The sequence below is a fragment of the Cryobacterium sp. Y29 genome (assembly GCF_002929825.1).
Classification (GTDB): Bacteria; Actinomycetota; Actinomycetes; order Actinomycetales; family Microbacteriaceae; genus Cryobacterium.
On sequence record NZ_PJJN01000023.1, the window covers coordinates 50,600 to 75,916 of the forward strand.

At 59.7% G+C, this 25,317-nt stretch carries 26 protein-coding genes and 1 pseudogene; 12 read left to right on the forward strand and 15 right to left on the reverse strand.

Annotated features, from left to right (window positions below):
* Positions 1-82: 82 nt before the first annotated feature.
* Both lepB (CXY74_RS01685) and CXY74_RS01690 read right to left on the reverse strand, forming a co-directional pair.
* Positions 83-631 (reverse strand): signal peptidase I, encoded by a 549-nt coding sequence (gene lepB / locus CXY74_RS01685; protein ID WP_370446111.1) that lies wholly within the window; start codon positions 629-631, stop codon positions 83-85.
* Positions 610-1,983: a multicopper oxidase family protein gene (locus CXY74_RS01690; RefSeq protein ID WP_233193128.1), complete on the reverse strand. Its 1,374-nt coding sequence runs from the start codon at positions 1,981-1,983 to the stop codon at positions 610-612. Before CXY74_RS01690 ends, lepB (CXY74_RS01685) begins: the two co-directional genes overlap by 22 nt.
* Positions 1,984-2,656: 673 nt before the next feature.
* Here CXY74_RS01690 and CXY74_RS01695 point away from each other — a divergent pair.
* Positions 2,657-4,882 carry a fibronectin type III domain-containing protein gene (locus CXY74_RS01695; RefSeq protein WP_233193135.1) on the forward strand — a complete coding sequence of 742 codons (2,226 nt, stop codon included), beginning with the start codon at positions 2,657-2,659 and terminating at the stop codon, positions 4,880-4,882.
* Positions 4,883-5,064: 182 nt separating this feature from the next.
* Here CXY74_RS01695 and lepB (CXY74_RS01700) read toward each other — a convergent pair whose 3' ends face one another.
* From lepB (CXY74_RS01700) to CXY74_RS01735, 9 genes are all read right to left on the reverse strand, one after another.
* Positions 5,065-5,562, reverse strand: coding sequence for a signal peptidase I (gene lepB, locus CXY74_RS01700; protein ID WP_255409506.1), 498 nt, complete (start codon positions 5,560-5,562; stop codon positions 5,065-5,067).
* The gene (locus CXY74_RS01705) at positions 5,544-7,154 is read right to left on the reverse strand and encodes a multicopper oxidase family protein (protein ID WP_104198825.1); all 1,611 of its coding nucleotides are present in this window, start codon (positions 7,152-7,154) and stop codon (positions 5,544-5,546) included. The genes lepB (CXY74_RS01700) and CXY74_RS01705 overlap by 19 nt, the downstream gene beginning before the upstream one ends.
* 78 nt (positions 7,155-7,232) lie before the next feature.
* Entirely contained in the window at positions 7,233-8,198 is a 966-nt protein-coding gene (locus tag CXY74_RS01710) for a BTAD domain-containing putative transcriptional regulator (protein ID WP_104198826.1), read from the reverse strand.
* Between the two features lie 174 nt (positions 8,199-8,372).
* Positions 8,373-8,594 (reverse strand): hypothetical protein, encoded by a 222-nt coding sequence (locus CXY74_RS17225; RefSeq protein ID WP_146070016.1) that lies wholly within the window; start codon positions 8,592-8,594, stop codon positions 8,373-8,375.
* Positions 8,595-8,790: 196 nt separating this feature from the next.
* Positions 8,791-9,909, reverse strand: a complete 1,119-nt coding sequence (locus CXY74_RS01715; RefSeq protein ID WP_104198827.1) for an MFS transporter — start codon at positions 9,907-9,909, stop codon at positions 8,791-8,793.
* Between the two features lie 90 nt (positions 9,910-9,999).
* Positions 10,000-10,548 carry a helix-turn-helix domain-containing protein gene (locus CXY74_RS01720; RefSeq protein ID WP_104198828.1) on the reverse strand — a complete coding sequence of 183 codons (549 nt, stop codon included), beginning with the start codon at positions 10,546-10,548 and terminating at the stop codon, positions 10,000-10,002.
* Between the two features lie 51 nt (positions 10,549-10,599).
* Positions 10,600-10,857, reverse strand: a complete 258-nt coding sequence (locus tag CXY74_RS01725) for a hypothetical protein (protein WP_104198829.1) — start codon at positions 10,855-10,857, stop codon at positions 10,600-10,602.
* Positions 10,854-11,198, reverse strand: a complete 345-nt coding sequence (locus tag CXY74_RS01730; protein WP_104198830.1) for a PadR family transcriptional regulator — start codon at positions 11,196-11,198, stop codon at positions 10,854-10,856. The genes CXY74_RS01725 and CXY74_RS01730 overlap by 4 nt, the downstream gene beginning before the upstream one ends.
* Positions 11,199-11,314: 116 nt before the next feature.
* Complete coding sequence (locus CXY74_RS01735; RefSeq protein ID WP_233193137.1) at positions 11,315-11,884, reverse strand: cysteine hydrolase family protein; 570 nt, start codon at positions 11,882-11,884, stop codon at positions 11,315-11,317.
* 166 nt (positions 11,885-12,050) lie between these two features.
* On the opposite strand from CXY74_RS01735, the gene CXY74_RS01740 reads away from it, so the two are divergent.
* The 9 genes and pseudogenes from CXY74_RS01740 (at position 12,051) to CXY74_RS01785 (ending at position 19,339) form a co-directional block, all read left to right on the forward strand.
* On the forward strand, positions 12,051-12,716 hold the full coding sequence (locus CXY74_RS01740) for a hypothetical protein (RefSeq protein WP_146070017.1): 666 nt from the start codon (positions 12,051-12,053) through the stop codon (positions 12,714-12,716).
* A 344-nt stretch (positions 12,717-13,060) separates the two neighbouring features.
* The gene (locus CXY74_RS01745; RefSeq protein ID WP_199183110.1) at positions 13,061-13,669 is read left to right on the forward strand and encodes a GNAT family N-acetyltransferase; all 609 of its coding nucleotides are present in this window, start codon (positions 13,061-13,063) and stop codon (positions 13,667-13,669) included.
* A 199-nt stretch (positions 13,670-13,868) separates the two neighbouring features.
* A complete protein-coding gene (locus CXY74_RS01755; RefSeq protein ID WP_146070018.1) occupies positions 13,869-14,318 on the forward strand; it encodes a hypothetical protein in 450 nt (149 codons plus the stop codon).
* A 318-nt stretch (positions 14,319-14,636) separates the two neighbouring features.
* The gene (locus CXY74_RS01760) at positions 14,637-14,864 is read left to right on the forward strand and encodes a hypothetical protein (RefSeq protein WP_104198833.1); all 228 of its coding nucleotides are present in this window, start codon (positions 14,637-14,639) and stop codon (positions 14,862-14,864) included.
* 139 nt (positions 14,865-15,003) lie between these two features.
* Positions 15,004-15,537: a hypothetical protein gene (locus tag CXY74_RS17230; RefSeq protein WP_146070019.1), complete on the forward strand. Its 534-nt coding sequence runs from the start codon at positions 15,004-15,006 to the stop codon at positions 15,535-15,537.
* A gap of 3 nt (positions 15,538-15,540) precedes the next feature.
* The gene (locus tag CXY74_RS01770; RefSeq protein ID WP_104198835.1) at positions 15,541-16,347 is read left to right on the forward strand and encodes a hypothetical protein; all 807 of its coding nucleotides are present in this window, start codon (positions 15,541-15,543) and stop codon (positions 16,345-16,347) included.
* Positions 16,348-16,898: 551 nt separating this feature from the next.
* Entirely contained in the window at positions 16,899-17,186 is a 288-nt protein-coding gene (locus CXY74_RS01775) for a PadR family transcriptional regulator (RefSeq protein WP_158252271.1), read from the forward strand.
* On the forward strand, positions 17,176-18,006 hold the full coding sequence (locus CXY74_RS01780; RefSeq protein ID WP_104198837.1) for a hypothetical protein: 831 nt from the start codon (positions 17,176-17,178) through the stop codon (positions 18,004-18,006). Before CXY74_RS01775 ends, CXY74_RS01780 begins: the two co-directional genes overlap by 11 nt.
* A gap of 236 nt (positions 18,007-18,242) precedes the next feature.
* A pseudogene (locus CXY74_RS01785) lies at positions 18,243-19,339 on the forward strand (IS30 family transposase).
* A gap of 112 nt (positions 19,340-19,451) precedes the next feature.
* On the opposite strand, the gene CXY74_RS01790 reads toward CXY74_RS01785, so the two are convergent.
* The 3 genes from CXY74_RS01790 to CXY74_RS17455 all read right to left on the reverse strand — a co-directional run bounded on the left by CXY74_RS01790 (position 19,452) and on the right by CXY74_RS17455 (position 21,136).
* Positions 19,452-20,153 (reverse strand): hypothetical protein, encoded by a 702-nt coding sequence (locus CXY74_RS01790; protein ID WP_146070020.1) that lies wholly within the window; start codon positions 20,151-20,153, stop codon positions 19,452-19,454.
* A gap of 366 nt (positions 20,154-20,519) precedes the next feature.
* Positions 20,520-20,942: a hypothetical protein gene (locus CXY74_RS01795; protein ID WP_158252272.1), complete on the reverse strand. Its 423-nt coding sequence runs from the start codon at positions 20,940-20,942 to the stop codon at positions 20,520-20,522.
* Between the two features lie 50 nt (positions 20,943-20,992).
* Complete coding sequence (locus CXY74_RS17455) at positions 20,993-21,136, reverse strand: hypothetical protein (RefSeq protein WP_158252273.1); 144 nt, start codon at positions 21,134-21,136, stop codon at positions 20,993-20,995.
* An 836-nt stretch (positions 21,137-21,972) separates the two neighbouring features.
* Between CXY74_RS17455 and CXY74_RS01800 the strand changes: the two genes are divergently transcribed.
* Together CXY74_RS01800 and CXY74_RS17845 are read left to right on the forward strand one after the other, a co-directional pair.
* Entirely contained in the window at positions 21,973-23,184 is a 1,212-nt protein-coding gene (locus tag CXY74_RS01800; protein WP_104198840.1) for an LCP family protein, read from the forward strand.
* Positions 23,185-23,549: 365 nt separating this feature from the next.
* Positions 23,550-23,726: a hypothetical protein gene (locus CXY74_RS17845; RefSeq protein ID WP_233193139.1), complete on the forward strand. Its 177-nt coding sequence runs from the start codon at positions 23,550-23,552 to the stop codon at positions 23,724-23,726.
* Between the two features lie 251 nt (positions 23,727-23,977).
* Here CXY74_RS17845 and CXY74_RS17850 read toward each other — a convergent pair whose 3' ends face one another.
* A complete protein-coding gene (locus CXY74_RS17850) occupies positions 23,978-24,754 on the reverse strand; it encodes a GNAT family N-acetyltransferase (RefSeq protein ID WP_233193141.1) in 777 nt (258 codons plus the stop codon).
* Positions 24,755-25,317: the final 563 nt, after the last annotated feature.

Genomic DNA, 25,317 nt, shown 5'->3' on the forward strand with positions numbered 1-25,317 from the left:
AGGATGGGGCCATGAGCAACAAGATCACGTCGGTTATTATTCGGTGGTTTTGTAGTACGACTTGAGCCACGAGCATCGTTGCTTACTCGTGGGGCCACAACAGTGACATGTCAAAGTTTTCCAGCGGAACGGCGCCGAATTCGCGCGAGTCGATGGATACAGCGCGGTTATCGCCGAGAACGAAGACGTGGCCCGCCGGCACGGTCACCGGGCCAAAATATGTCCCATCGATTCGACTGTGATCCACGAAGGGTTCACTGACCCGGGCCCCATCCACGTACAGGATGGCATCGCGGATGTCGACTCGCTGGCCCCCGACGGCGATCACTCGCTTGATCGTCGTGTGACCGTCCTTGGGACTTTGAAAGACCACGAGCCGCCTGGCGGTGAAAGCATCCGCTGGTGGCGCGGTCTTCAACAAAAAAATTATGCTTCCGCGAAGAACTGTAGGTTCCATGCTGTTGGACGAAACGACCAGCGGTTCGACAACCCACAGACGCAACCCTAAAAGTAAGGCCAGAGTGACGATAACTGCCACCGTGGTGCGAACGCGCGTCGCGCTCGCACCACGGTGGCCAGCCGTCACACTTGGCCCCACTTCCATCTGGGTCAGGCTAGTCCGGTGTCCCATTGTGCCGGGGCCGCCGTTATCGGATTGTTCGTGATGGTGTCTGCCGCGTCCTCGGGTCCAACGCGATACTGAACCATCATGTCGTGATCCTCGTGCACGGTGTTGTGGCAGTGAATCATGTATCGGCCGCTATGTGGCCCGAACTTCATCAGTACCTGCACTCTCTCGTTCTCGCCCACATAAACGACGTCTTTCGGACCCTTCTCGTATGCGAACGGGGCCTGCCCGTTTCGGCTGAGAATTTGAAAGTCGATCAGGTGGATGTGCATGGGGTGATACCAGCCGCCGCCTGGGTTGTGAAATTCCCAAATTTCGACCGCGTTCAGGTCTGGATTCGCCGCCACGTCACGGAAACCGCTAGCAACGATTGGCTCCCATGTCGTGCCATTAATGGTCCACAAACCGTTGTTGCGGGCTATTTTGAAAGGGCGCTGAATCGTCGTTGCGGAAGGCTTGAGCGACATCGCCTCACTAGGGGCCAGTTGCACGGGAATCGTGTTCCAGGTGGGATCTTTCGTGTCGACCGGGTCCGGAACGACGTCGAAAGCCATGATCGAGTTCGTGAACTCGTAGTCGACGTTGTTTTTGTTAGACAGGTTGCGCAGCTCGATCCGTTGGCCCGCCTTGTATTTACGGAAGTCGATCAGGATTTCATAGCGCTCGGCCGGGGCGTGGCGCCAGCTCGCCACAGACTGGGATACCGGCATCAGCCCGCCGTCGGTGGCGACGACTGTGACGGGATCGCCCGTGCTGAGGGTCGGACGCAACGACCTGGAAATGCAGGCGTTCACGACGCGGAACCGGTAAACGCGCTTCTTGACCTTCATGACCGGCCACGGCCGGCCGTTGACCAAAACCACATCGCCCCAGAGCCCGGAGTGGCTGTTGTCCTCATAAGCGAGCGATCCGTCGACCGCGAACATGGCGTCATTAATGGTCAACGCAACGTCGAATTCTCCTTGGGGAAGGAGCGCACGTTCCAGCGGATCGTGCAGGTGGTACTGCGCGGCCAGGCCCGAGTAGACGTTGATCGCGGTGTGATGCACCGCATGATCGTGGTACCACAAGGTGCGGGCCGGTTGAAAGTTGGGGTACACGTAGTCCTTGCGAAATCCCGGATTCGTGATGTCGTTTGCGTAGCCGTCATACTGCGGCAGCGAGGCCGATCCATGCAGGTGCGTAGACGAGTACAGCGGGTGACCGTCGTACGGATGCGTGGCGGGCATCTGGTTACGAATGCGCACTACAGCCTTTGTCCCCTGTTCGACGCTGATGGTCGGGCCAGGAAAAATACCGTTGTACCCAAGAATTGGCGTTTTCAGCCGAGGGAGAATGGCGGCACTGGCCGCCATCGCCGCGAGAGTGTAATACTGCGTGGGCGCACCATCGACGGGATCAATTCCCGATCGATCAGGTCGCAAAATGGGCGCCTGAACGAACGGTGTTTGATACGGTCGGGGCAACTCGCTCGGGTCAAGAGCGCTCGCGGCTCCTGCTTCCGCATTCCGCAGGGGTAGCGTCAATAAGCCCGCTCCCACCGCGCCTACACCACCTAATAACAAAACTTGTCGCCGAGAAATAGTCATGCTGTCGATCCCTTTCATACGGTTGATGTCGGAACGTTATCCCGCACCGGGGAGCGAGACTAGGGATCATTTCTTACAGAAGTGTGACGCCTAACGCCGGGACAGGATCACGCACTATGGCCGTCGCGGGTAAATATCGACTGATCGTGTTACAGAATCGATTTATCGGCCGGTTTCGAGGTGACAAGTTTAATCGCTCTAGATGATTTCCCACTTCTTTGGTGATCACAAACCTTTACCGAATCCGACGCTGGACAAGGCGCTACTCCTAACCACCCATGTCGGGGCTGGATAATCATGGTTTCTCCAAGGTCCCGGGACGAGAGTGCAACTATGTGTGAATTTCTCACGCATTCTCATGAAGGAGTGAATGACCGTGAAAACCAGCCCATCTCCGGCGGGTCCTGGAAACAGGATTTCTTCCGTGAGGCGCGCGACCGTGTTTGGGGTCTCAGCCGCAGTGCTGATCGCACCCTTCATCATCGCCGTACCGGCCGCTTCGGCGGCTGTCCCGACTTTTCCCAACAACATCATCGTCTTCCCTGACCGCGACTTCATCACCATCGAGGGCTATCAGGACCACGTTGGCCAGACCGCAACCGTAGAAGTTACGCGTCCCGGGGTCGGTGTGATTGGCTCAGCGGAGTCGGTGGTGAGCGCGGGCGACGTCGCTTTCGAGATCAACCACCCGGGCGGGGCTTGCTGGGGCGCCGGCACGACACTGAAAGTTACCCCCGACATCCGTCCTGGAGACCTCGTGTCGATGAAGTTCGGTGACACTGCAGCCGGTGACACCACAACTCAAGACGTTTATGTGACAGGAACGCCGGTGCTCGCCGCCGACGGCGTCACGGTCACCATCACCGGTTTTATTGGCGATGGTGCAAGTAAAGCTCAGATTGAACAGCGAATCGTCGAACCGGAGTTCAAGAACACCGCTGTCGCCCGTCGGGACGTGCGCGCTGCACCTGGACCACTCACAGCCAACGTGGGTTACAGCTCATCCCTCGAGTACGACATTGCGGGCCCGAACACTTTCACGGCCACCTACGTATTCGACAACCAAGATGCTGCGAACATCGCCGCTGCCGCCGGAACGGGTGTGCGCGTGATGTCCTGGCAGCTCGAGGATGCCGCCGCTAACCGCCAAGGCCTCACCATCGCCGAGTTCGGCGAATTGGGCGGTCCTGGAATGGGCGGATGCCCGAACGGTCCGTTGCAATCAGGACCCGCCGGAGCGACCGATGTGATCGCCGCCACGGTGGCGGATTCCCTCAAGATCACGTGGACACCAGCACAAGCGATCCCCGGCACACCGGCGATCACCGGATACCGGGTTCACGCGGTAGCGCAAACGGTCGTCAACGGAGAGCGCGCGGAATTTGGCAAGCGCATCGACTCCGCTGCGGCGAAAACCACCACGATCTCGGGGCTGAATCCAGCCGAGACGTATGACGTTTTCCTCGTCTCAGTGAGCAGCGCGGGCGAAACCTTTCCCGCCGTGCATGCCATCCCGGTCACCGACATCGTGGCGCCCCTAACGACAGCCTCCCCCCAGACCGGGTCGTTCCGCACCGCCCAGCAGCTCACTCTGAGTTCCAATGAGGCGGCAGCGGAGATTTACTACACGACAGACGGGTCGGATGTTTTCCTCACCGGCGGCACGTTGTCCCCGGTCGCTGTGCTCTACACGCAGCCCCTCAACATTGCCGCAACGACTACTGTGAACTTTGCCGCAGTCGACCCATCCGGCAACATCTCGACGCAGGGCCAGGTGGTGTTGACCATCACGAATGATCCTCTCCCCTCCACGCCAACCTTCTCCTCGCCACCGATCGCCGGCACGGGAAGCGCGACGCTGAACTGGGCTGCTGCCAACCCGGGAGCTCCGGAACTCACTGTGACAGGTTATTCCGTGCAGGCGTACACCGCTGATGGACTTGTGGCGGGCCCCGCACGCACCACCGCAGGAGACGTGACAACACTCGTCTTCGACGGTCTGGCTCCAGATACGACCTATCAGTTCACGGTCACTGCGAGCAATGCAAACGGCGCTGGCGCCGAATCGGCTAAGTCCGATCCGGTCCAAGCACTCGGCGCTCTCGTCGCTAACGCGGGAGCCGATCAGGCGATCACTCGGGCAGTCACCGCGACCACGGTAGTGCTCGACGGCAGCCGCACGACCAGCACGGAAACGACCTACCTGTGGGAGCAGGTGCTCACGAGCCCAACGGATCCCGACCGCGTCACCCTCACCGGGCCCACGACGGTCAATCCAACGTTCTCTTTGCCGCTCTTCGCGACACCGATGACGAACAATCCGTTGACCTTCCGGCTCACTGTGACGTCGGGTTCTGCCGTGCGCACCGATGAGGTGCGAATCACACCGATCGCCAGCCAGATCAGCGTCACTGGGGCGAGATGGAAGTCGCGCGACTTTAGAGTCGACGGTATCAGTTCGTCGGTCGGCGGCACGGTGACGATCCATCGTGACGGACCGACGGGTCCTGTCATTGGACGGGCGCCGATCACGGCTGCGGCGGCGCCGCAGACCGGTGGAGTGTTTACCTACCGGCTCAGGACCTCGATCAGCAACCCCGGCTCGGTCTGGATCGATTCCACCCTGGGCGGCGTCGTGGGGCCAGTGACCGTGACCGCTGGGTAACGGCTACGAGATAACACAGGAACGGGCTCTCACTGCGTCAGCGGTGAGAGCCCGTTTCGTGAGCCGTATGGCCACAGACTGGCTAGACAGCGATTCCGCCAGTGCACAACTTTGGGGTAGCCGGGGTCAGCACGATTTACGTAGCCGTTTTCAAGCTGATTCGGGCGCGGCTGGGTGATCGCTCACCGAGGCCAGAGGACCGTGCCTGTCACGTCCGCGATGGGAATGAAACCGTAATCCCTTGAATCGATCGAAATCGCGCGATTGTCTCCGAGCACGAAAAGATGACCGGCGGGCACTGTCACTCGGTGGAAGAACGTGCCGTCGGTCTGGTGAGCATCCACATACTGCTCAGCGATGAGTGCGCCGTCAACGTAAAGTACGCCGTCTCGAATAGCGACAGTTTGTCCTGCGGCACCAGCCACACGTTTCAACGTGCGCTTGCCGTCTTCGGGGCTGCGAAAGACCACCATTTGGCCCACGGTTGGGCCGTCAAGCGACGGTGCCGCAGAATGAACGAGAATGATGCTGCCCTGCATCACGGTGGGTTCCATGCTGTCGGAAACCACCGTCATCGGCGCCGCCACCCACACACGAAGTGCGAGCATGACAATGGCACCCACCATGATCACCGAGATGATTCTGGTGGGTGCCTTGGTCGCTATACCTGGGTGTCCCATACCGGAGGTGCCGCCGAAATCGGGTCGTTGGGGTCGACGTCGGTCGCGGCTAGCCCGACGCTGAACTGCACCATCATGTCGTGGTCCTCGTGCGGAAGGTTGTGGCAATGAATCATGTACTTGCCTCGATGCGGGCCAAACTTCATGAGCAGCCTGACGGTTTCGCCCTCTCCCACGTAGACGACGTCTTTGGGCCCCATCTCGGCTGGAAACGGCGCTCTGCCATTGCGGCCGAGGATCTGAAAGTCCACAAGGTGAATATGAATGGGGTGAAACCATCCCCCAGAACTATTCTCGAACTCCCAGATTTCTGTCGCGTCAAGCGCGGGGTTGGCTGCCACTTTAGTGAAGCCACTCGCGACGACTTCCTCCCAGGAACCGTCATCGATGGTCCACAGGTTGGTCACATCATTGCGCTTCACCCGAAAATGCCGCGTCTTGGTTGATTGTGCGGCAGTGAGGCTCATGACTTCGCTGCCGACCAGGGTCGTCGGAATGGTGTTCCAAGTCGGATCCGTGGTGTCAACCGGGTCGCCGACCACGTCGAACGCCATGATCTTTCTGGTGTAGTCGTAGTCAACGTTGTTCTTGTTGGAAAGGTTCCGGAGCTCGATCCGTTGACCAGTCTGGTACTTGCGAAAGTCGATGAGTACTTCGTACCGCTCTGCGCCCGCGTGTCGGTAGTTTGCGACGCTGCGGGACCGCGGCATGAGCCCGCCGTCTGTGCCAACAATTACGAGAGGATCTCCCGTGCTGAGCGTGGGCCTGAGGGAACGCGAAATGCTGGCGTTCAGAATTCGGAACCGGTAGACGCGTTTCTGTACCTTCATCACCGGCCACGGCTTGCCATTCACCAGAATGACGTCGCCCCACAGACCCGAGTGATCGTTGTCGTCGTACCCGAGTGAGCCATCTACTGCGAACATTGCGTCAGTTATGGTGAGCGGCACGTCGAAAGGCCCTTGAGGCAGAAGAGCCCGCTCCAGGGGATCGTGCAAGTGATACTGTCCGGCCAGGCCCGAGTAGGCATTCTGCGCCGTGTTATGCACCCCGTGATCGTGATACCAGAGCGTGCGTGCGGGCTGGAAGTTGGGGTAGTGGTAGTCCTTGTAAAAACCTGGAAGCGTGACGTCACTCGCATACCCGTCGTACTGCGGCAACGATGCCGAGCCGTGCAAATGCGTCGACGTTGACAGGGCATGACCATCCAGCGGATGGTTGGCCGGCAGCTTGTTGCGCACTCGGAGCACCACCTTCGTTCCTTGGTCGACGCTGAGGGTCGGTCCGGGAAAAATCCCGTTATAGCCGAGAATTGACGTTTTCAGGCGCGGCAATATGGATGCACTCGCGGCGATTTCGGATACAGAGTAATAGTTCACTGGCGCGCCGTCGAGCGGGTCGATTGCGACCCGGGTGGGGCGAAGGATGGGTGCCTGCACGAGGGGCGTTCTGAACGGCCTCGGCATCTCGCTGTAGGGAAGACGGCTGATAGATTTCGCGTTGAGTGTTTCGTTCGGCAGCCAGAGGGCCCCTGCCGCCCCCGCAGCACCGATTCCCCCTATTAGCAATACTTGACGGCGTGTGATTGTCATTAGTTCTCCTCGGAAATTCGTGTTTGACCAAAGGTCTCTCACGGTCCTTGCAGAAACCCTGCTATTGGCAGGCGTGCTTCACGCCGCTTCATTGACCCGGCGCAGGAACGAAGAGAGCACCTGCTGCGCCGCTCGCACCGCAGCCCGCGCGTATGAGTCATCCAATTCTTCGTTTGGTCGCACGCTCCCGTTCGGGATGCGTGACAATTGCTTGTTCAGCACAAGGAGCGCGGTCACCGCATCCGACAGGTCACTGTGACTGTTCGCCGTAGCCATGAGCATCCGCGAGTGAGCCGCTCGCAGGGTCGCGCTAGGCGCGCACCCGAGCTCACGGTCGAGCACCGACCGGTAGCGAGCGAATTCCCTGAGCCCCTCGGCGAGCTGGCCATCTTTCTCGAACCCTAAAATCACCGCAGTCCACGCAGCCTCATTCAACGGGTCATCGAGCAGGGCCTGATTCGCCCAGAAAATGGACTCACCGGTCCTGCCGGTGGCGGCGGCCATTGCAGACGCGTAAACGCGAGCGTTGGTCACGACAGCGGCGTGTCTGCGGCGCTCCTCCTCTGCCCACACCGGACTCAACTCGTCCGTGAGAAGGGGCACGGTGGCAAGCGAGAGCGCGTCCATCAGCAGCGGGTATGCAGCGTCTGCGCTCACTCGCCGCGCTTTGCGCACCAGCGAGTCAAATCGGGCCAGGTCAAGATCAACTGTCGTACTGTCGATCAGGTATCCACCCGTCGTCGTGCGCAGCGGCCCGGTTTTCCCGTACCCAGGCTGCAAGTGCCGTCTCAGGACACTGACGTAACTTTCAACGGATACCATGGCTTTTTGTGGGGGAGCATCACTCCACAAAAGATCAATGAGGCTGCTTTTCGAGACGGGGCGGCCAAAGTTGATGAGCAGGATCTCCAGGATTTGTCGAGGCTTAGGGCCCCCTAAATCTTGGGCATGAAGCACCGTGTTTCCCCGTTGTATTGTCAGCGCGCCAATAATCTTCATGGACATCTTGACGTCGTTGTCTTGCCGGGGACGAGTAAAAGTCATGGGATTCCTCGGTTTTGATTGGATTTTTTCGATCTGCTCATCGTGCTACGCGGACCGGCGCGGGGTCATCCCCCGCGTTCGGCATGCGGTATCCCCAAAATTGAGGATCAGCCCGACGTTGGCAAGAACGAGAACGAAGCTTCGTGCACCCAATCCCTGAATTGATTGGCGAGTTCAGCCGGTGTGGTGACCAGCGCCAAGGGCAAAGCGGGCCACGTCAGTTTCGAGAATCAGGTCAATCGCCTGGTTGGAAATTGCGACCACGATGACAGCCGCAGCAAGAAGCAGCGCGCCAAGACCGATTAGGGGGACCTGCAGTCTGCGCCGTCGTCGAGGACCAAAACCGGGAGGCTCACGTATGGTGGCAGCCGAGGTGGGCGAAAGGAAGACATTCACGTGCAAATGTTGTCCTTCGGCTCTTGGGAAAACCATAACGAAAACGAGGGTGGGTTCGCACCAATCCGACGGGCCTGAATCAGCCCGCAAGCCGGACGACCAGCAGGCGCGTTGAAGCGTGATTTTGCTCGAGTCGATTCGCTGAGCGAGTCGCCCGTAAGCGGCGATACGGCTGTTGGTCGGGTTCTCGTTTCATCTACGCCGATTGCAAGTGATCCTCGACGAGCGCGGCTTTGGAGTTTCTGAGTATCGGCACGGTTGCGGCTATCAGGAGGATGAGGGATACCGCGGCGCCGATGATGAATCCCAGACGTGGCTCTATGGCGTCCATGGCGAACCCCACCATGACGGCGGCAACGGCGGCGCCAGCGTTGACTGCCGTGTTGATCCAGCTCGATGCCTCGGTGCGCACCTCTACAGCGGTGAGGTCGTCCGCGAGTAAGTAGCCGGTCACGAGCGACGGGGCGAGGAAGAAGCCCACCGCAGCGAGTCCGAAGCCGAGGACCACGACAAACTCAAGTGTCGTGAGCAGTGCGCACAGCGCGGTCATGACTGTGACCAAGGCGAGGAGTCGTTTCATGAGCGAGCTCCCCCAGGTTCGCTGGCCGTAGAGCAGGCCTCCGACTGCGCTTCCCGCTGCGAAAGAGGCGAGAAGGATGCCGGCCAGAGCGACCGATCCCTCTCTGTCAGCGACTGCGGGTGCGACCACCTCCACGGTCCCGAGCACGACTCCCACGCCGAGTAGCGCGATCAACACTGCAACGAACCCGCTCTGTCGTAACGGCCGTGAACTCTTCTTGGGGGAAACGGTGACGGCAACAAGCTGTCGCGAAAGCGAGCTGCTTGTCATGCCGAGGGTTCCGGCCAGCGCCACCGTGGCAGTAGCGAGCAGTCCGACCGGCGGCGACGCCGCACTGAGAATGGCCGCCGCGATCAATGGCCCCGTCGTGAACAGTAATTCCTCACAGACCGCATCGATGCTGTACGCCTTCGTCCGCAGCGCTCCCGGCGCGGTCAGCGAACCCCAGAGCACACGCATCGAGGCGCCGAGCGGTGGTGGGAACAACCCGACAATGGCTGCCAGTGCAACGAGCGCCCCTGACGAAGGGTCGGGCTGGGCTGTCAGCGCAGCAATGCCGCCGAGACCGACAGCGAAGGCGATGACTAGCGAGTTGAGTGCGAACCGCTGTCCGCGCCGGTCGACGAATCGTGCGCGGTACGGAGAAGCGATCACGTTCGCGAGCCCGAAAGCCCCAGTAGCCGCGCCGGCGGCCGCGAAAGAATCCGTGCTTCGCTGCACCGCGAAGAGCAGCACTAGGACACCATGGCGAACGAGAGTCGCCCGACGAGCGCGGGAACAAAGACCCTCAGCGCGCCGGTCGTGCGCAGTACCTCGAGGTAGCCGCTACTCATGTGCGCGGATGGTGTCGTGGTTTACGACTTCGAACAATGCGAGGGTGGCACTGAGATGGATGCCTTCTGGTGTGGCGGAGGGCACCGCCTCATCGTGGATGAGTTTCCCGATCTCGCGGGACATGTCGCGGATACGCTCCCAGGCCTCACGGGAGACGGTGACCTCCGCCTCGGTGAACACGAATTCGGATTCTGACAGGTAACGCGCGCTGCGGGCGTTCAGCTCTGCGGCGAGGGAACCCATAAGAGCTTGATGCTCGTCGACGCGGCCCGAACCGAGCGCTTCGCCGCTCGCGGGATCGTGTCGGTAACGTTTGGCGGTCCCGCCACGAATATTCGCCTCCTCGACCAGCTGTACGAGTCCCGCCTGAGCCAAACGACGCAGGTGGTAACTCACGTTCGCTTGGCTCTCGCCCAAGACACGCGCCGCCTCCGTAGCGCTGAAAGCCTCCGCAGTCAGAAGCGAAAGCAAACGCAGGCGCAGCGGGTGAGCTATGGCCCGGAGGCCATCGAGCTCGTAGGGATTGGTGGCATCCGGCATGCCCAAACGATATGCCCAACAACACCCAACCTTCAAATTGTTCTTTTGCGGTCACCTGTCCGGAACACAGGCCCACGCAACGCCGGAAGAGACGATCAGTGCCCACCAACGGATCATGCCGAACTTCGGCGCGAAGTTGTCGGCGTACTCGCTCGATGTCCCAAATTCGGAAACTGGGTCCTCACTGAATTCGGCAGCGTGGCTTTCAACCTCGCGCACGATCTGCGTGATCGCTTCCTCGGGAACACCGCGAAGTTCGAGTATCTCCGTAAGCTCCGCCGAATACTTTTTCAGTGCTCCTTGGGTCATGATTGAGCCTTCTCCCCGGAAATGATGGCCGTGGCATGGTCAGAGAAGATCTGCCAGTCGATTCGTAACGTTCTGAGGCGCTGTTCGCCAGTCGGAGATATCGAATAGTACTTACGTCCAGTGCCACCTACGCCTTTCCTCCACGACGTGACCACATCGCCATTCTGTTCCAGTCTGCTAAGGAGTGGATAGAGGGTCTCGCCCCTCACAACTCCGAGCCCGCCTGCCTTCAGTCGCTGGGCGACAAGATACCCATAGGTTTCTTCCTCGCTCACGATGGGGAGCACTGCTGCGGTGAGGGCGCGCCTGAGCCATTCGGCCGGCCACGTCGCATTCTCCATGAATAGATGGTGCCAACGATTAGATGGGCGCACCACCTAAGCATCACCGTGCCCGTCGTCGTGTTGCGCTGAGAGCGCCTCTGCTGCCCGCAAGCCGAACCCCCTTCGGGCTGCTTTCAGCGGTTGAGAAGTTCGTGCGAGAGGACGACGGTGGCGAACTCGTCGTGAAGATTGATCGCGGTTACTCGGGAAAGTTCCGCCGCGCTGATCATTCCACCTTCGAGGTCTGTCCTGTCAAATGTGTGAGTCGCATCGACAACAAAGTAGACGGTGTATCCCAAGTTTCCGCCAATGCGCGCTGTTGTTTCGCAGCAGTGATTGGTGGTGATGCCGCAGATCACAATGGTCGAGATGGCGTTTTCTCGAAGCCAGGAGTCAAGATCGGGTGTGCCGTGAAAACTTGAGTTAACCGTTTTCTGGACCAATAGATCCGGCGTGCCGGACATGTAGCTTTTCAACGCATGGCCGGGGTTGCTGGGGTGCAGCGGGGAGAGCGGATTGGAGGAATTATGTTGCACGAAGACGACCGGTCGCGAAAGCCTGTGCCACTCGTTCACTAACGCTGCGATGTTCTGATCACAGTCCACGTTGTTTCGGGGTCCCCACCATTCGACTTGGTCAAATCCTTGCTGAGCGTCAACGACGATCAGGGCGGTGTGATTATCAAGCGAGGGTAGTTGGATCACGATTTATGGCTCCTTATCGGTTTCAGATCAATGACCAAAACAGTTGGTCCGAGTCGCCATGTAGGACCGGGTCCGATTCAGACACCATTCAGCATCCCATGAGGGCGGCACCGCGCCTCTTGTGACCTAGCTAGACTTACCGCGCGCTCTGAGTAGACTCGGGCGCATGGCAAACTCACAGCTTCGTGATCGCCCAGTGTCACCGGCCTCCCTCGCGTTGTTGATCGGCGGGGGGCTACTGTTGGCCTCGGTCGTTATCACGGTGATCGCGCAGCCCCCGCTCTTCCCGTACGCCGAGACGGTGGGACCCGCTCTGTACTCCGCCGCCCTGTTGGTGTTTGCTTTCGGCGTGCGCGGCGTGGGCAGCGTTACAGCGCGCCGCCCGGTCGGCACTATCGCTCTCGCTTTGTTGGCCCTCTGGCTCCTTCTTGGATCTGTGCTGTACGGCGTTATTGGCGATGTCTTCTCGAACGACCCCGCTCCGCCCGTACTGATGTCCTTCGCCTACGCGGACTCGTTCGTTCAATTCGCCCTCGCATTGGTCGCGGTCATGCAGATCGCCCGGCTCGGCGCCGTGCCGACTCCGTGGAACTGGGTGCCAGCCGGGATGGTGGCGGCACTGACCGTGACCTGGCTGCTACTGCAAGTGCTGGGCGGGGGCTCAGCCACCACATACGGACCCAATCTGGTGGCCTGGCTCCTGATGGGACTGGACGGCCTTGCCCGGATCGGCGGTACGATACTGCTTGGTGTCATCGCCATTGTTCTCGCCGACCGCGTCAATGGCCGGGCGAGAGCCGATGTACCACTGGTGACCGAAGCACAGACCTGAGTTCGAAAGATCTCCTTGTCAAGAGCGATATCAAGAGCAGAGCAAAGAAGGCGGTGACCCCGCCCATCGCGAACCGTGATTGCGCCGAATCACCGGGGACGTGGACCAGCACCGTGAACCGTGTCCGACGCTCCGCCAACGTACCTGTCAGCGCTCGTTGAGAAGTAGGCCAGTTTCGCTCTTGAAAAAGTAGACCACCCACCACGATTGGATGGGTAGTCACAGCTCACAAAAATCGAGTGTCGCGACGACCAAGTGAATCCGCCATTTTCTTGAGGGACGTCGGCGCCACGGCAGTCCACAGGCAAGGACTGGCCATGCCCGGGATGATGCATGCTTGGCGAATGGGTTCCATCGAATTTTTCGCAGATAAGCCGACCTTGGTCGGTAAACGAATTCTCCTTCGTGCGTTTGCATCAGCTGACATCGATTTGATGGGGGGCATCCTTGCCGATCCGGAAGTGCTCACGCTCACGGGGACCGTGCACACGACGGCGGCAGCGCGGGGCCGCTCAGCCATCCTGGATTCAAAAACGCGGCAATGGTACGAAACGCGAGCCGAGCAGCCCGACCGCTTGGACCTCGCGATCATCGATCAGGCCTCGTCCACCTGCGTCGGTGAAGTGGTTCTCAACGAACTCACCACGGAAAATGACAGCTGCAGTTTTCGAATTCTCATCGGTCCGGCGGGGCGTAATCGCGGTCTCGGTACCGAGGCGACGCAGCTCATCGTTCAGCACGCATTTCAGACAACACCGCTGCACCGGATCGAACTGGAAGTCTTCGCCTTCAATCCTCGAGCTCAGCACGTCTACGAGCGCAGTGGCTTCATAATTGAGGGCGTTCGTCGCGATGCCCACAAGTTTGACGGCCGCTACGTCGACACGATCATCATGTCGATCCTTCGGCCCGAGAACCCACCGGACAGGCTCAGCTCGCAGTCGCAACAATGAACGGCCAGTGCGCCAAACGGCCGGACGTCGCAGCAGCGGATAGAGCGTGCCGCCCTTAACCCGGGCAAAGCCGTGCACACGGAGGACTTCGACCATCGCGTAGCCATGTTGGCGTTCGCAGCTGAGCAGGGAGAGCACCGCCTGTGGCAATGCAGCCCTGGTGAGCTCGACCTGCCAATCGATGTCGGTCATTCTAAATATGAAACCCGATCTAACTACGTCTCAAGTGCACCTTCGCTCCGGCGCTGACGCGGAATGGGCGCACGGCCTAGCCGCGGTTTACATTGGCTTCTCGATCGCCTACGCCCCGGGGATGGTTCGCTGGGCCGACATCCGCTTCTCTCACCGGTTCGCCGACGGCCCCGCACCAACGTGGCTCTGCGGAACCGGCCATACCGTGGCCTGCCGGAAAGACGTCGCGCGCACCCTGCTCGCAGCGGCAATCTCCGCTCTCGACTTGTTCGGCCTGATCCGGTTGGTAGGCAACGCCGCGCAGACAGCCGCCCCGGAACATTGGTACCCAATGCTGATGATGATCTGCGGCCTTGAAGTGATCTGGGCTGTGAAACACACGATCTGGCCCAGAGCCCCCCCTCCGAAAAACGCAGCCGCAGATCAACGACGCAGCCCGCATTTGGAGCGCCCGTAGGGGAACCTTGAACGGTATGCCAGAGGTTCCCGGCCGTCAGGAGGCAATCGCACTCAGCAGGGATGGCGGGTTGATGCTCCGCTACCCTCAGAACACATCGCTGCAGGACCTTCCCCTGACGAGTTGCTATGTCTATGCTCTTCTTTGTTTTCATAGTTGACGAAAGATGATTTTCAGAATAGACATTATGCAGTTGAACCGACGCGGCTCGCCTTTCTATGGACCGGCCCGCTTGATTATGAGCGGCCGCAAGTCATCCTGGATTCATAGTAAGAGCGCGTCGACACGATTTCTCCGAGACCGAAAGACGGAACGCACATGGCTATCAGCCTCACCGATCTCGAACTCTCCACCCTCGACAGCCTCATCACCCCTGTCGACCCCAATGACGACTGGATCGTCACGGACGGCGGTTCGGCTATCCGTTGCGACGTAGAGGGTATGACCGAAGAGCTTGCAGAAGTTCCTGTAGAGCACCGATCGGCACAGACGTTGGAGGTCCTTCGGGCCTACCAAGCGGACGCACGTGCCGCCCGATCGAAATGACCCGATTTCTGCTTCGTATTCTCAAATCATCAACAGCTGCCTGCTACCAGAATCGGTAAACGATGCTGCCACGAGTTCGTTCGTCAAGTCGCTTCCGTTACAAACTGTTCGCCGACCGATTCGATCTGAGGAAGATCACATGATGATTGATATTGCAAGCTCCGTATTCGGCGTTATTGGAATCGTTGTTTTCTGTGTCTGGTTTTTACTGACGATCGCATTTCAGAAAAATAATCGGCTCAGCCGGCTGACTACACGGTTTGACCGGTTCACACTCATACCAAAATGGTCATTTTTCACGCCAGATCCCGGTGCGAGTAACTACCACTTTGTTTATCGCAGTCGCAACGATGAAACGAGCGTCAGTCCATGGTTGGAGTTGAATTTATCCCCGAGAGGGATTCTCTTTCCCCTTTGGAACCCTCGAAAACGTTACCGAGAGGGCATGATCGAATTGTTTCAGCTGCTGGCGCTTTCCAGTATCAACTGCTCTGCAGAGCGGCTTCAGTTCACGGCGCCATACATAATCTTGCTTGACGTCGCGCGCAAGCGACTCGGAGGTTCATTGTCGTCGCAGGCGTTCTACCAGTTTGCTTTGGTTGAAACACGCGGTCCAAGCGGAGCTTCTGTGCCACGCGTTCGTTTTTATTCGCTGACTCACCCGGTGTCATAAGCCATGTTGACAATCGAAAGCGCCGCACGAATTACCGCCATCATCGTGAGCATAGGCATTCTTCAAGGTTCTTTGCAATTGCTTTTGGGTTTGAAAGAATTCGGCTCAAGCGGGCTGTTTGACTGGAATAGCAGACAGATCCTCGCTAGGTCACACGGTGCGTCACGTGGATGGATGGTCGGGCACAGCGGCTCAGTGTGGTTACGTATTGTTGTGATTGCTCGAATCGTCTGTTCCATAGCGCTAATCACTCCGTTTCAAAGCAACCTGCTCTACGCCAGTTACGCGACAATCATTTTGCTATCAAGCCTTTTCCTGGCCTATCAAATTCGATATGGCAAAGATGGCTCCAATCAAATATCGGTCATCATCCTTGCGGGCTTGGCATTCACTTTCCTGCTCCCAACGTCGAGTCCTTTTCAAGCCGTGGGTTTGTATTTCATCGCGGCGCAGGCTTTGTTGGCATATTTTGCTGCGGGAATATCGAAGATATCCAACGCACAGTGGCGTCAAGGATCGGCGCTGCAAAGTATTCTCAACACCGCAACTTATGGACACTCCACGGCCGCAGCCGTACTTCGTAGACAACCTTGGCTTGGAGGCTTCGTCGGATGGTCAGTTATCGTCGTGGAGATCATTTTTCCCCTAGCCCTTGTGTCTCCCCCTGGCGTACTGGTAGCGCTGCTTTTTGCCGGGGCCATGCTCCATCTCGGAACAGCCGTGCTGATTGGCCTCGACACTTTCTTTTGGGCCTTCACCGCGACATTTCCGGCGATTATCTTCGTGCACGGGGTTCTCCTCAGCAGGTAGAACAGCAGTGATGTGTCAGGACAGTTCATCGCTTTTTTCAGTCAAGAGATTCTGTTGGGCGAACTACTCACCCCGTAGTGGTTTTCGATCAAGGCGTTCGTGGTGGAGGTGATGTGCGCGCAGATCGCGGTTCCCGTGTTCTGCGTTCTGAGGTCAGCCGGCCGGGGGGACGTTAGAGGCCGGTTGTTCGCGCCGCTGTGATCTCGGACGATATCCGATCAATTGTCGCTTTCTCAATCCATGACGAATCAATTCGTGTTTCGGAGACGAAGGCCCATGGCCGCCAGCCGTGGTACAAATCCTTCATCTTGGCACTGCCACACGAGACTGACTTCGCACGCGTGACGTGTCGGCTCAACGTCTCTGCAAGGGTGAGATCGTAAGCGTAGAAAAGGCTGGTTCCCGTCGAGGCCTCGTATGGGTTCGGTTCTTGCTGAGTGTTTCAAACCGAGGGCCGGCGCTGCAAGATGACGCCAAGAGAGAGTCGCGACCGCCAGAGTGAAGACGATCGTCAATGCCACCGAGAACGCGACCGGTAGATCTGGATTCACTTGGATGACCAGCTGCTGGATCGGATAACCCCACAAGTAGACGCCGTAGGACAAGTCCAGGGAACGGTTTACCCGCTCCTGAACCGACTGCACGATGCCGGTTTCGTCACGAGCTATTGGGAAGTCAACGACACCGATCGGCCACGCCGGATCTACCAACTCACGGAGGGTGGCCGTCAGGAATTGGAATCCTTTCAGGAGGACTGGGAGCGATTCTCCGGTTCCGTCACGTCGCTCCTGGCCACCATTCCCAAGAAACACAATGACAGGACCCGCGATGACGTCTAACGCCGACCACCGACTGGTTACCCAGTACTTGCACCAGTTTGACGCGGCTGCAGGGTCGCTCTCAAACGCTCGACGAGCGGTACTTCGCGAAGAAATCGCCAATCACCTGCGCGAACTCGTTCAGCCAGACCTGTCGGATGCGGACGCATCCGCAGCCCTGTCGAGCTTCGGGTCACCGGCCGACATTCTCGGGCAAGAACTCGACGTGGTGCCGCCCCTCGGGGCTTCGCAGCATCGTCGGAGGCGGGTCCGCCGGACCGTCGCGATTGCGGTCTCAGCCGTTACTGCGGCAATCCTTCTGATTGTGCTACTTCCGCTCCTCTTCGTTGTCGCTCCCGTCCCCGTCGCTGGCCCGGACGGCGAGGTCACATCTGTGGTCAACGCCAATCCTCAGGGTCCCGCCCGGGTGACTGCGGGAACGGGCTACTTCGAGTATCAAGCGGCCATCAAAGCGATGGAGAATCCGCTTCCAGCGGGTGCTGCTTATCCAGCCGGCGTTCCAGAAGGTTTGGATTCGGGCACGAGCTCAACTGGCGTGATGCAATCGGGCGCGGGGTACGTCGTCGCTCAATACACATGGCTGTGCGCGTGGGAATCCGAATACCTGACGGCGATGGCCGAGGAGGACGCCGAACGTCAAGTTGCAGCGGAGGCCATGCTCACGACATGGTCCACCAGTGAGTTTGATATGACAACCGATCCGAACCGCGGCTGGGTGGCGAGCGTTTTGGAGCCGGTTCGGTTCGGTGACTCTCCAAGCGTCGTCCGGGATCAGCCCCAGTCCTGCTCGCAAGCAGGAATCATTAACGTCCGAGGCTAGACCGAGCGTCATGTCGAGCTGGTCGAGGTCGTTTCCGGCCGACGCCCTACGGCTCCACACCCGCTCTGAAAGCAGTGACCGCAAGGGGAACGGCGGATTCAACTGGTCGTCGCAACACTCCCATTTGTGAGGTGTTGTACGTGTGGTCGAAGTATGAGTTGGTGGAGAAACAGGCGCGGTTCTGGGTATTGATGGCCCCAGGCTCGACTCTGACTGCAGCGTGTGATGCTGTGGGGGTGAATCGGCGAACTGGACGGCGTTGGCGTCAAGCGACGGGTGGGCGGCTCCCTCTTTCCGAGGCAGAGCGACCGGGGCGGTACTTGTCCTTGGAGGAACGACTGCGGAACGCAGACTTGCACCAAGGTGGCGCCGGCGTGAGGGCGATCGCTGCTCTGGTGGGCCGGTCTGCTGCCACGATCAGTCGAGAGCTCGCTCGAGGCGGGTCCAAGACTGGCCCGCAGGCACGGACGAAGTACGCCCCTATGCGGCGCAGAAGCAGGCCGAGCTTCGCGGCCGTCGTCCCAAGGCCAGCAAATTCGACCATCCGGAACTGGCCCTTTTGGTGCAGACCAAGTTGTGTATGAAATGGAGTCCGGAACAGATCAGTGATCATTTGGCTGCAGTGTTTCCCGATCGGCAGGAAATGCGAGTCAGCCCGGAAGCGATCTACCAGGCGCTTTATGGGGGCGGCCGGGGTGGCTTGCGCGGTGATCTGCATCAGCATTTACGCAGCGGCCGCGCCATCCGGCGTCCGAGACGGCCTGCTGCGAAGAACTCGGGCAAGATCCCGGATATGACCATGATCAGCGAGTGGCCGGCGGAGGTTTCCGACCGGGCCGTGCCGGGGCACTGAGAAGGAGGTCTGATCTTGGGATCACACTGCCGGTCGGCGATCGCTACGTTGGTGGAGCGTCAGACCCGGTTCACAATACTGGTCCACCTCCCCGGTGACCACGGCGCGATCACGGTTCGCGAGGGGCTGTTGGCCGCCATTAAGACTCTCCCCGAGCACTTGGTGAAGACTCTGACGTGGGATCCGGGAACCGAGCTGGCCCAGCACCGGCAGATCACGCTGGCCACCACGATAGCTATCTACTTCTGTGAACCACATTCGCCGTGACAGCGGGGCACCAACGAGAACACCAACGGGCTGCTCCGCCAGTATTTCCCCACAGGCACCGACTTATCCGTTCATTCGCCCGAGCGGCTACTCGAAGTCGCTACCGAACTCAACAATCGACCCCGCAAAACGCTCGGCGGCAGCACACCCGCTCAAACCATGCAACGACTATTATCAGAGCCAGAAAAGCCCATCGTTGCGTCGACCGGTTGAATCCGCCATCCCCTATGGGACACCGTTCACTTGACTACTGAACAACCTTTGTTGCGCGTGATTCAAGGTCCCATAGACGGCACTGGCCGCTAATCAGTTGGTGTCCCTCGAGCTAGTTCGTGGATCGCGTCCAGGGGCTCACGCTTTCCAGCTGGACGTTGACGACGCTGGGGCCAGCGAGGAGAGTTCCAATAGCCGTAAAGTCTTGCTGAGGGAGGATGCTGTCGGTCGGATCGATGCCGTTGAACTGTCGAACGTTGAGCCGCCCAAAGTTCAAGGTCGAGAAGATGACCGGTTGCTCGTCGCCCGAATACAAATAGGCGTCGTAGCCGCCGGTGTCCGGCAGTGCAGGAAGGGCCGAAACCGGTGACACGGTGATGGACCACTCACCCGCGCCGGGCCCGACGGCGATCCAGCCCGCCGGGCCAACGGAGGGGTCCAAACCATAGGCGACACTGGCGGAATCGCCTACATAGTCAGCCATGCCAGCCTCGTGGTACGTGCAGTCTTCACCATAAACCTGCGCGCCGGACTGCTCATTGGCATAGTGATCGGGTGCCCACGTGATTGTGTAAAAGCCCGATTTAGCGTCGTCAGGAAAGACAATTTTTTCAGCGCCGTTGCCGGTGACGGTGAAAGCTTCGAACGTCCCGAATGTCTCATCTGCCCACGCCTGAGCCGATTCCTGCGCAGTGGGTTCATCCGTCTGGGCGGAGGTAGGCGGAGCAATCGCTGATGATGAATCAGGTGTGATGGGCTGCTGTGCTTGGCAGCCTGACAAGATAACAGCCGCTGCGGTCGCTGCGGCCAACACGAATGTCATACGTTTCATAGAATCCCCCTGGTTCTTGTCGTCTACTCCGCGTTGAGATGACGTCGTCGGGCTGCGCCTTGGCGACCCACTGTTTCAGATTGAGTCTTGCACTGCCCGAGCTCGTCAGGCAATTCGACAGTTGTGGTCGTGTGTGCAAGGTCTATGCGTAGATCGTTGCCCTGATGCAGGCACTTCACCTAGCGCCGTGACCTTTGATGCTGTCCAGACGAATAGAGAGGCCCGCAAGGGGAAAACCTCTTGGGGGAATCTGATGCAGGTTTTCACCGCTTCGCGGGAAGCGACACCCGGTCTCGGCGCCCTGGCTCCCTGGCAACACAATTCGAATTTATCTGAGCGCGGTGGCGATCAGGCTGCGGATGTAGTCGTAGTCCGGGTCTGCGGGTCGACGCCATTATCCGGAACCAACTCAACGGACCCCACCGGTAAGTCTCTGGTTTTGCCCGCCAGGTTGGCGAAGTAGCCGAGCGTTCCCTGCGGTACGTCGGTCTTGACGACCTGCTGGCCGGCCTCGGCCACACCCTGAAACTTTGTGAGCACATTCGCCGGGTGGAACTGCTTGAGGATCGCCTCCTGCAGGACGCGCTGACGACCGACATGCTGTCGGGCCGCATGCCCGACCGGTCGGCGCCAGCGTCGCCGCCGAGGAGCAGGATATTGAAGCGGCCGTCCACCGGCAAACCGGCCAAGAGCCCGACTACCGGCGAGCACTTGAGCGGAGCCCGGGACGAAGATATTAGGGACAATAAGCCACCATGCCCGTCGAGTCATGAAGGTTCGGGATCCGACGTTCGGGTACCGGATCGGACTCCTCGCGCTGCTCATCGTTTCGCCTGCAGTGCCGTGTACTTCAGCTCCCCACGACGGGCGAGGAGGACGACCTCACCTCGTTCGACGACAAGGCTCTCCTTATCCACCGCAAATTGCATGTTGTCGTTCCGTATGCCGACTACTACGAGTTGCATTCCTACCGCTCCAAAGTCATTCGCGGCAGGGAAGAGAAGCGTGTCAGAGTCGCTTTCTACGTGAGACGCAGCTACTGGAGGGAACGAAGTTCTCCAGACCCAATCACCGGTGTCTGGAGCCGAGGCTGTGCACCCGGTCAGCACGAGATCGTTGCAAGTACGGCCAAGTTCCTGGCACGGATCAGTGCGCCCCCAAATGTTCCCCATGCTTGCACCGTATCGCTACAGCGAAAGCAACATCGAAGTTCGGGGCGACTGCATCGAACTTCTGGCGCTGACACATAGAATCGCACGAAGACCGAGAAGTGACCTCACTCAGGTTGCACCGGCACCGAACAAAACCGTTATCCCTATCCCACAGTCGTCCGCTCAAGCTGGACTCCCCGGGCACACAGCGCAGGATGACGCGTGCGCCTAAGCCTTCGCCGGGTGACGCCGATAACACAGCGCTATAAAACTAACGCAAGAGACGTGGGTGTTCCGGCCAACCACGGACCCTACTTTGACATTCGGTTGATTCGGAGCCACACACAGCGTCCAAAGGGTACTAAGACGCGAGTCTCAGCCTTTGTGACCTCAGGAAAAACCCACTGACGGATTGAGTTTCGGGCCGGCCTGTGGAGGATTCCCCGGCCAGCATGGCGCCCAGCACCTCCAGTCTCGGTAGCGAGGGCCCCGTCCGTGCGCCACAGCCGTCGCCGCGGAAAGCGGTAACCTCGGGAGGGCCCAGCGCGACGTCGAGGGGCATGATCGGTCTATTGCAGAAACGGTTCGGTCATAAGCCGAGCGCGAGGGGACGGGGCATTGTGGTTGACGCGGGCAGGCGAAGCAAACGGATGGTTGGAATCGCGCGTCACGGGCGACTCAAGCGCTCGAATCCGTATGCCACCGCCGTCAAACTGGTGGCGGCTGCACTGACAGTTGCCGTGGTCAGCACCTCGGCCGTGGCTGCTGTTGCGGTGTGGAGCTTCAGCAAGACCGTCGATGACAACGCCATCGACATCACCGCTGGTGACACGGCAGCGCCCTTACCACAGCTCGAAAGCTACGAAAACGGTTTCAACATTCTCATGGTCGGCGTCGACAACGACGCGGTCCAGAGCGCGGCCTACGGTGAACGCCACGGCACCCGCAACGATGTGAACATTCTCGTGCACGTGTCCGCAGACCACAGTAACGCTGTCGTCGTGAGCATCCCCCGCGACCTCATCGTGCCGCACCCCACGTGCACGGATGCCGAGAACGGTGCCGAGTTTTCGGCGATGGCCGCACGCCCCATCAATGAAGCCATGTCCCGGGGCGGGCTACCGTGTGTGGTCAAGACCGTCTCTGAGCTGACGGGACTGACCATCCCGTATGCCGGACTTATCTCGTTCGACGGGGTCGTTCAGATGAGCGACGCCGTTGGCGGAGTGCCCATCTGCCTGACTGCGGCCGTCAACGACGACTCTGCAGGCCTGTATCTGCCCGCGGGCACGAGCGTCGTCGCCGGGGATACCGCACTGGCGTTTCTGCGTAGCCGCCACGGCGTCGGCGACCAAAGTGACCTGGCACGGATTTCCTCACAACAGATCTACATGGCCTCGCTCATGCGCACGGTGCAGAGCAACGGCACACTCACGAGCATTCCCACCCTGATCAACCTCGCCACCGCGGCGGCCAGCAATATTAAGCTCTCCACGTCCCTCGCCAATATCGACACCATGGTATCCATGGCCCTAACCCTCCAAGACATCGACCTGGATCGGTTGCTGTTCGTGCAATATCCTGGCACGACCGGAGACTCCGACTTCCCCGGCAAAGTCGTTCCCCTGGAAGCGGTGGCCGCCGAAATGTTCACCAAACTCGCCACCGATGAGCCCTTCACCCTCCCCGGAACAACGCCACCACTTGCACCAACGCCGGATGCACCGGTGCCGATCGAAACGTCAACGCCGGCGACGAGTGAAACCGCCGTCCCCGCCCCGCAACCGACCGTTCAAGCGTTGGACGGACTCACCGGTCAAACAGCGCAGGATGACTCGTGCGCGCAAGCCTCCACTGGGTGACAGCGATCACACCGCGCTATAAAACGGACGAAAGAGGCGTAGGTGATTCCGGCCCGCCACGAACAATACCTTGTCCTCCACCAATGGCGTCCCGCAAGCCGGACCCTTTCCGGGCGCGAAGGCGGATGCAGTGGCACTGTTCGGTGCGACAATCAATGCTATTTCGTACGGTTCGAGCGCCGGTTGCGCCATGTACACAAACGCCACTGAATGGCTCGTCTGCGCACTTCTGGAAGAATCATGAAATAACCACCACCCTTCAGCGAATCCTCACCAGCGAATTCCCATCATGGCTGGACCGCAGCTGCACCGAGTACATCGGCGACTTGGTTGTCCAGGGCGCATCGCCAGAACAAGCTCGGCTCATGGCGGTCGAGAGCACGCTTCGCTCATTTCCGGACGGTGCTCTGAGCCCTGGCAATGAGATCTTTCACGTCATGAGTGAGACGGGTGAGCCTGTGGGGTATCTCTGGATCGGCCAGGATGTCAGCGCCGACCCGGGTGCGTGGTGGGTCTGGGACATTGTCATCAATGCCGACTAACGTGGCCAGGGTTTCGAGAGGGCCACGATGCTCTTCAGCTAAGAGTATGCCCGCATACAAGGCGCGCATACCCTCGGCCTGAGCGACTTCGCATTCAACACCGGCGCCCGCGGTCTCTACGAATCACTCGGCTACGAAACAACTTTGTTGAAGATGCTCAAGAAGCTCGGCTGAGCCTTCCGAACGCGCAACCCTGATCGGGACAAGTCGGGGGTCCCGCTGCAGAGCAAGTGCTGAGCCGGGCGGAGCGGCTAGAGTCCGATCACGGTGTAACGGCGTTCGATTCCTACCGTAGCTTGACCCCACTCGCTGCTGGCGACACGTTCCCGGTGAGCTTCAAAGGCGGCTGCGTGCTCGAAGCTTTCCTCGACCTGCCACATCAGTGGATTGCTCGTCCTGGTGACGTTAAACGAACAGCATCCCGGTTCGGCGCGGGTCAGGGCAAGGTGCAGCGGTAGGTGATCCCGGACAGTGTCCGCCTGGTCCCGGGTGTGGCAAACAAGCTGCCCGCTCAGGCACACCGCGCTGCAGCATAACTTCTTTCTCATCTTGCAATTGGTCAGCAGCACACCGCCCCTCACCGGGTGCTGCTTTGCCTCGACGGTGAATCCGTGGCGCTCAAAGAAGAGTCGGGCTGTGATGCTGACGTCGGCTGTCAGTTCTGTCAGCTGCGCCCTGCGCGCGTGGGCCTCCACGCGGGCGATCAGTTGTCGTGCAACCCCTTGTCGCTGGTATCGAGGCGCGACGAACATCATGTCGATATACCCCGCAGAGTTCACATCGGAAAAGCCCGCTGGTACACCATCCACGGTCGCCACGTAACTGTTCCGCTCCCGCATCGACGCATGCCAGGTGGGCAGATCTCGCGCTCCTGGCCGAGCCCACGCCTGAATCTGGTCCGGCGAGTAGTCGGCGGCAGCGGTTTCGGTCACCGCAGCAAGGAAAATTGCCAAAGTGTCTGCGGCATCCGCGTGACTATAGGAGCGGATGACAACAACTTGCATATCTGTGTTCTTGTTCGTTTCCACAGAACTAGCATCTCACCGCGATTTGTCCTGATCTCGCGGCACTTACGGCGTCCCGCAAGCCGGACGGCGAACGGCGAACGGCGAACGGGACACGCGAACAGTCGATCCGTAAGAGGAACCCCGTACGGGACGCCGAGTTCCCCATCGATGTTGAGCGGCCGCGCCGCGGCAGCGACGCTCGTGGTGCTGGAGGTCCCGGAGATGGGCACTCGTCCGCTTTGATTGGAAACGTCCGGTTTGATGCAGACGTCATGGTCGCGACAATGAACGAGGTTAGTCGGCCCTGCTGGGACGGATGGGAGCGCGTCACTGTCCCGACGCTCGTGGTGTACGCAGAAAAGAGAATGTTTACTGCCGAGGAGAAGTCTGAGTTCGTTGACCGCGGCCGCGAAGCGCGACGCGTGGACCTCGCCGGAGCACCACACGATGCACACCTCAATGCCTTCAAATCTTGGATCATCACCCTGCGGACATTTCTCCGTATGACCTGCCGCGGATATCTCGGACAGTGGGCCCTCTTAAAATGAGGGATCACTGAAAGTCGAGATCAGCATGACCGCAGC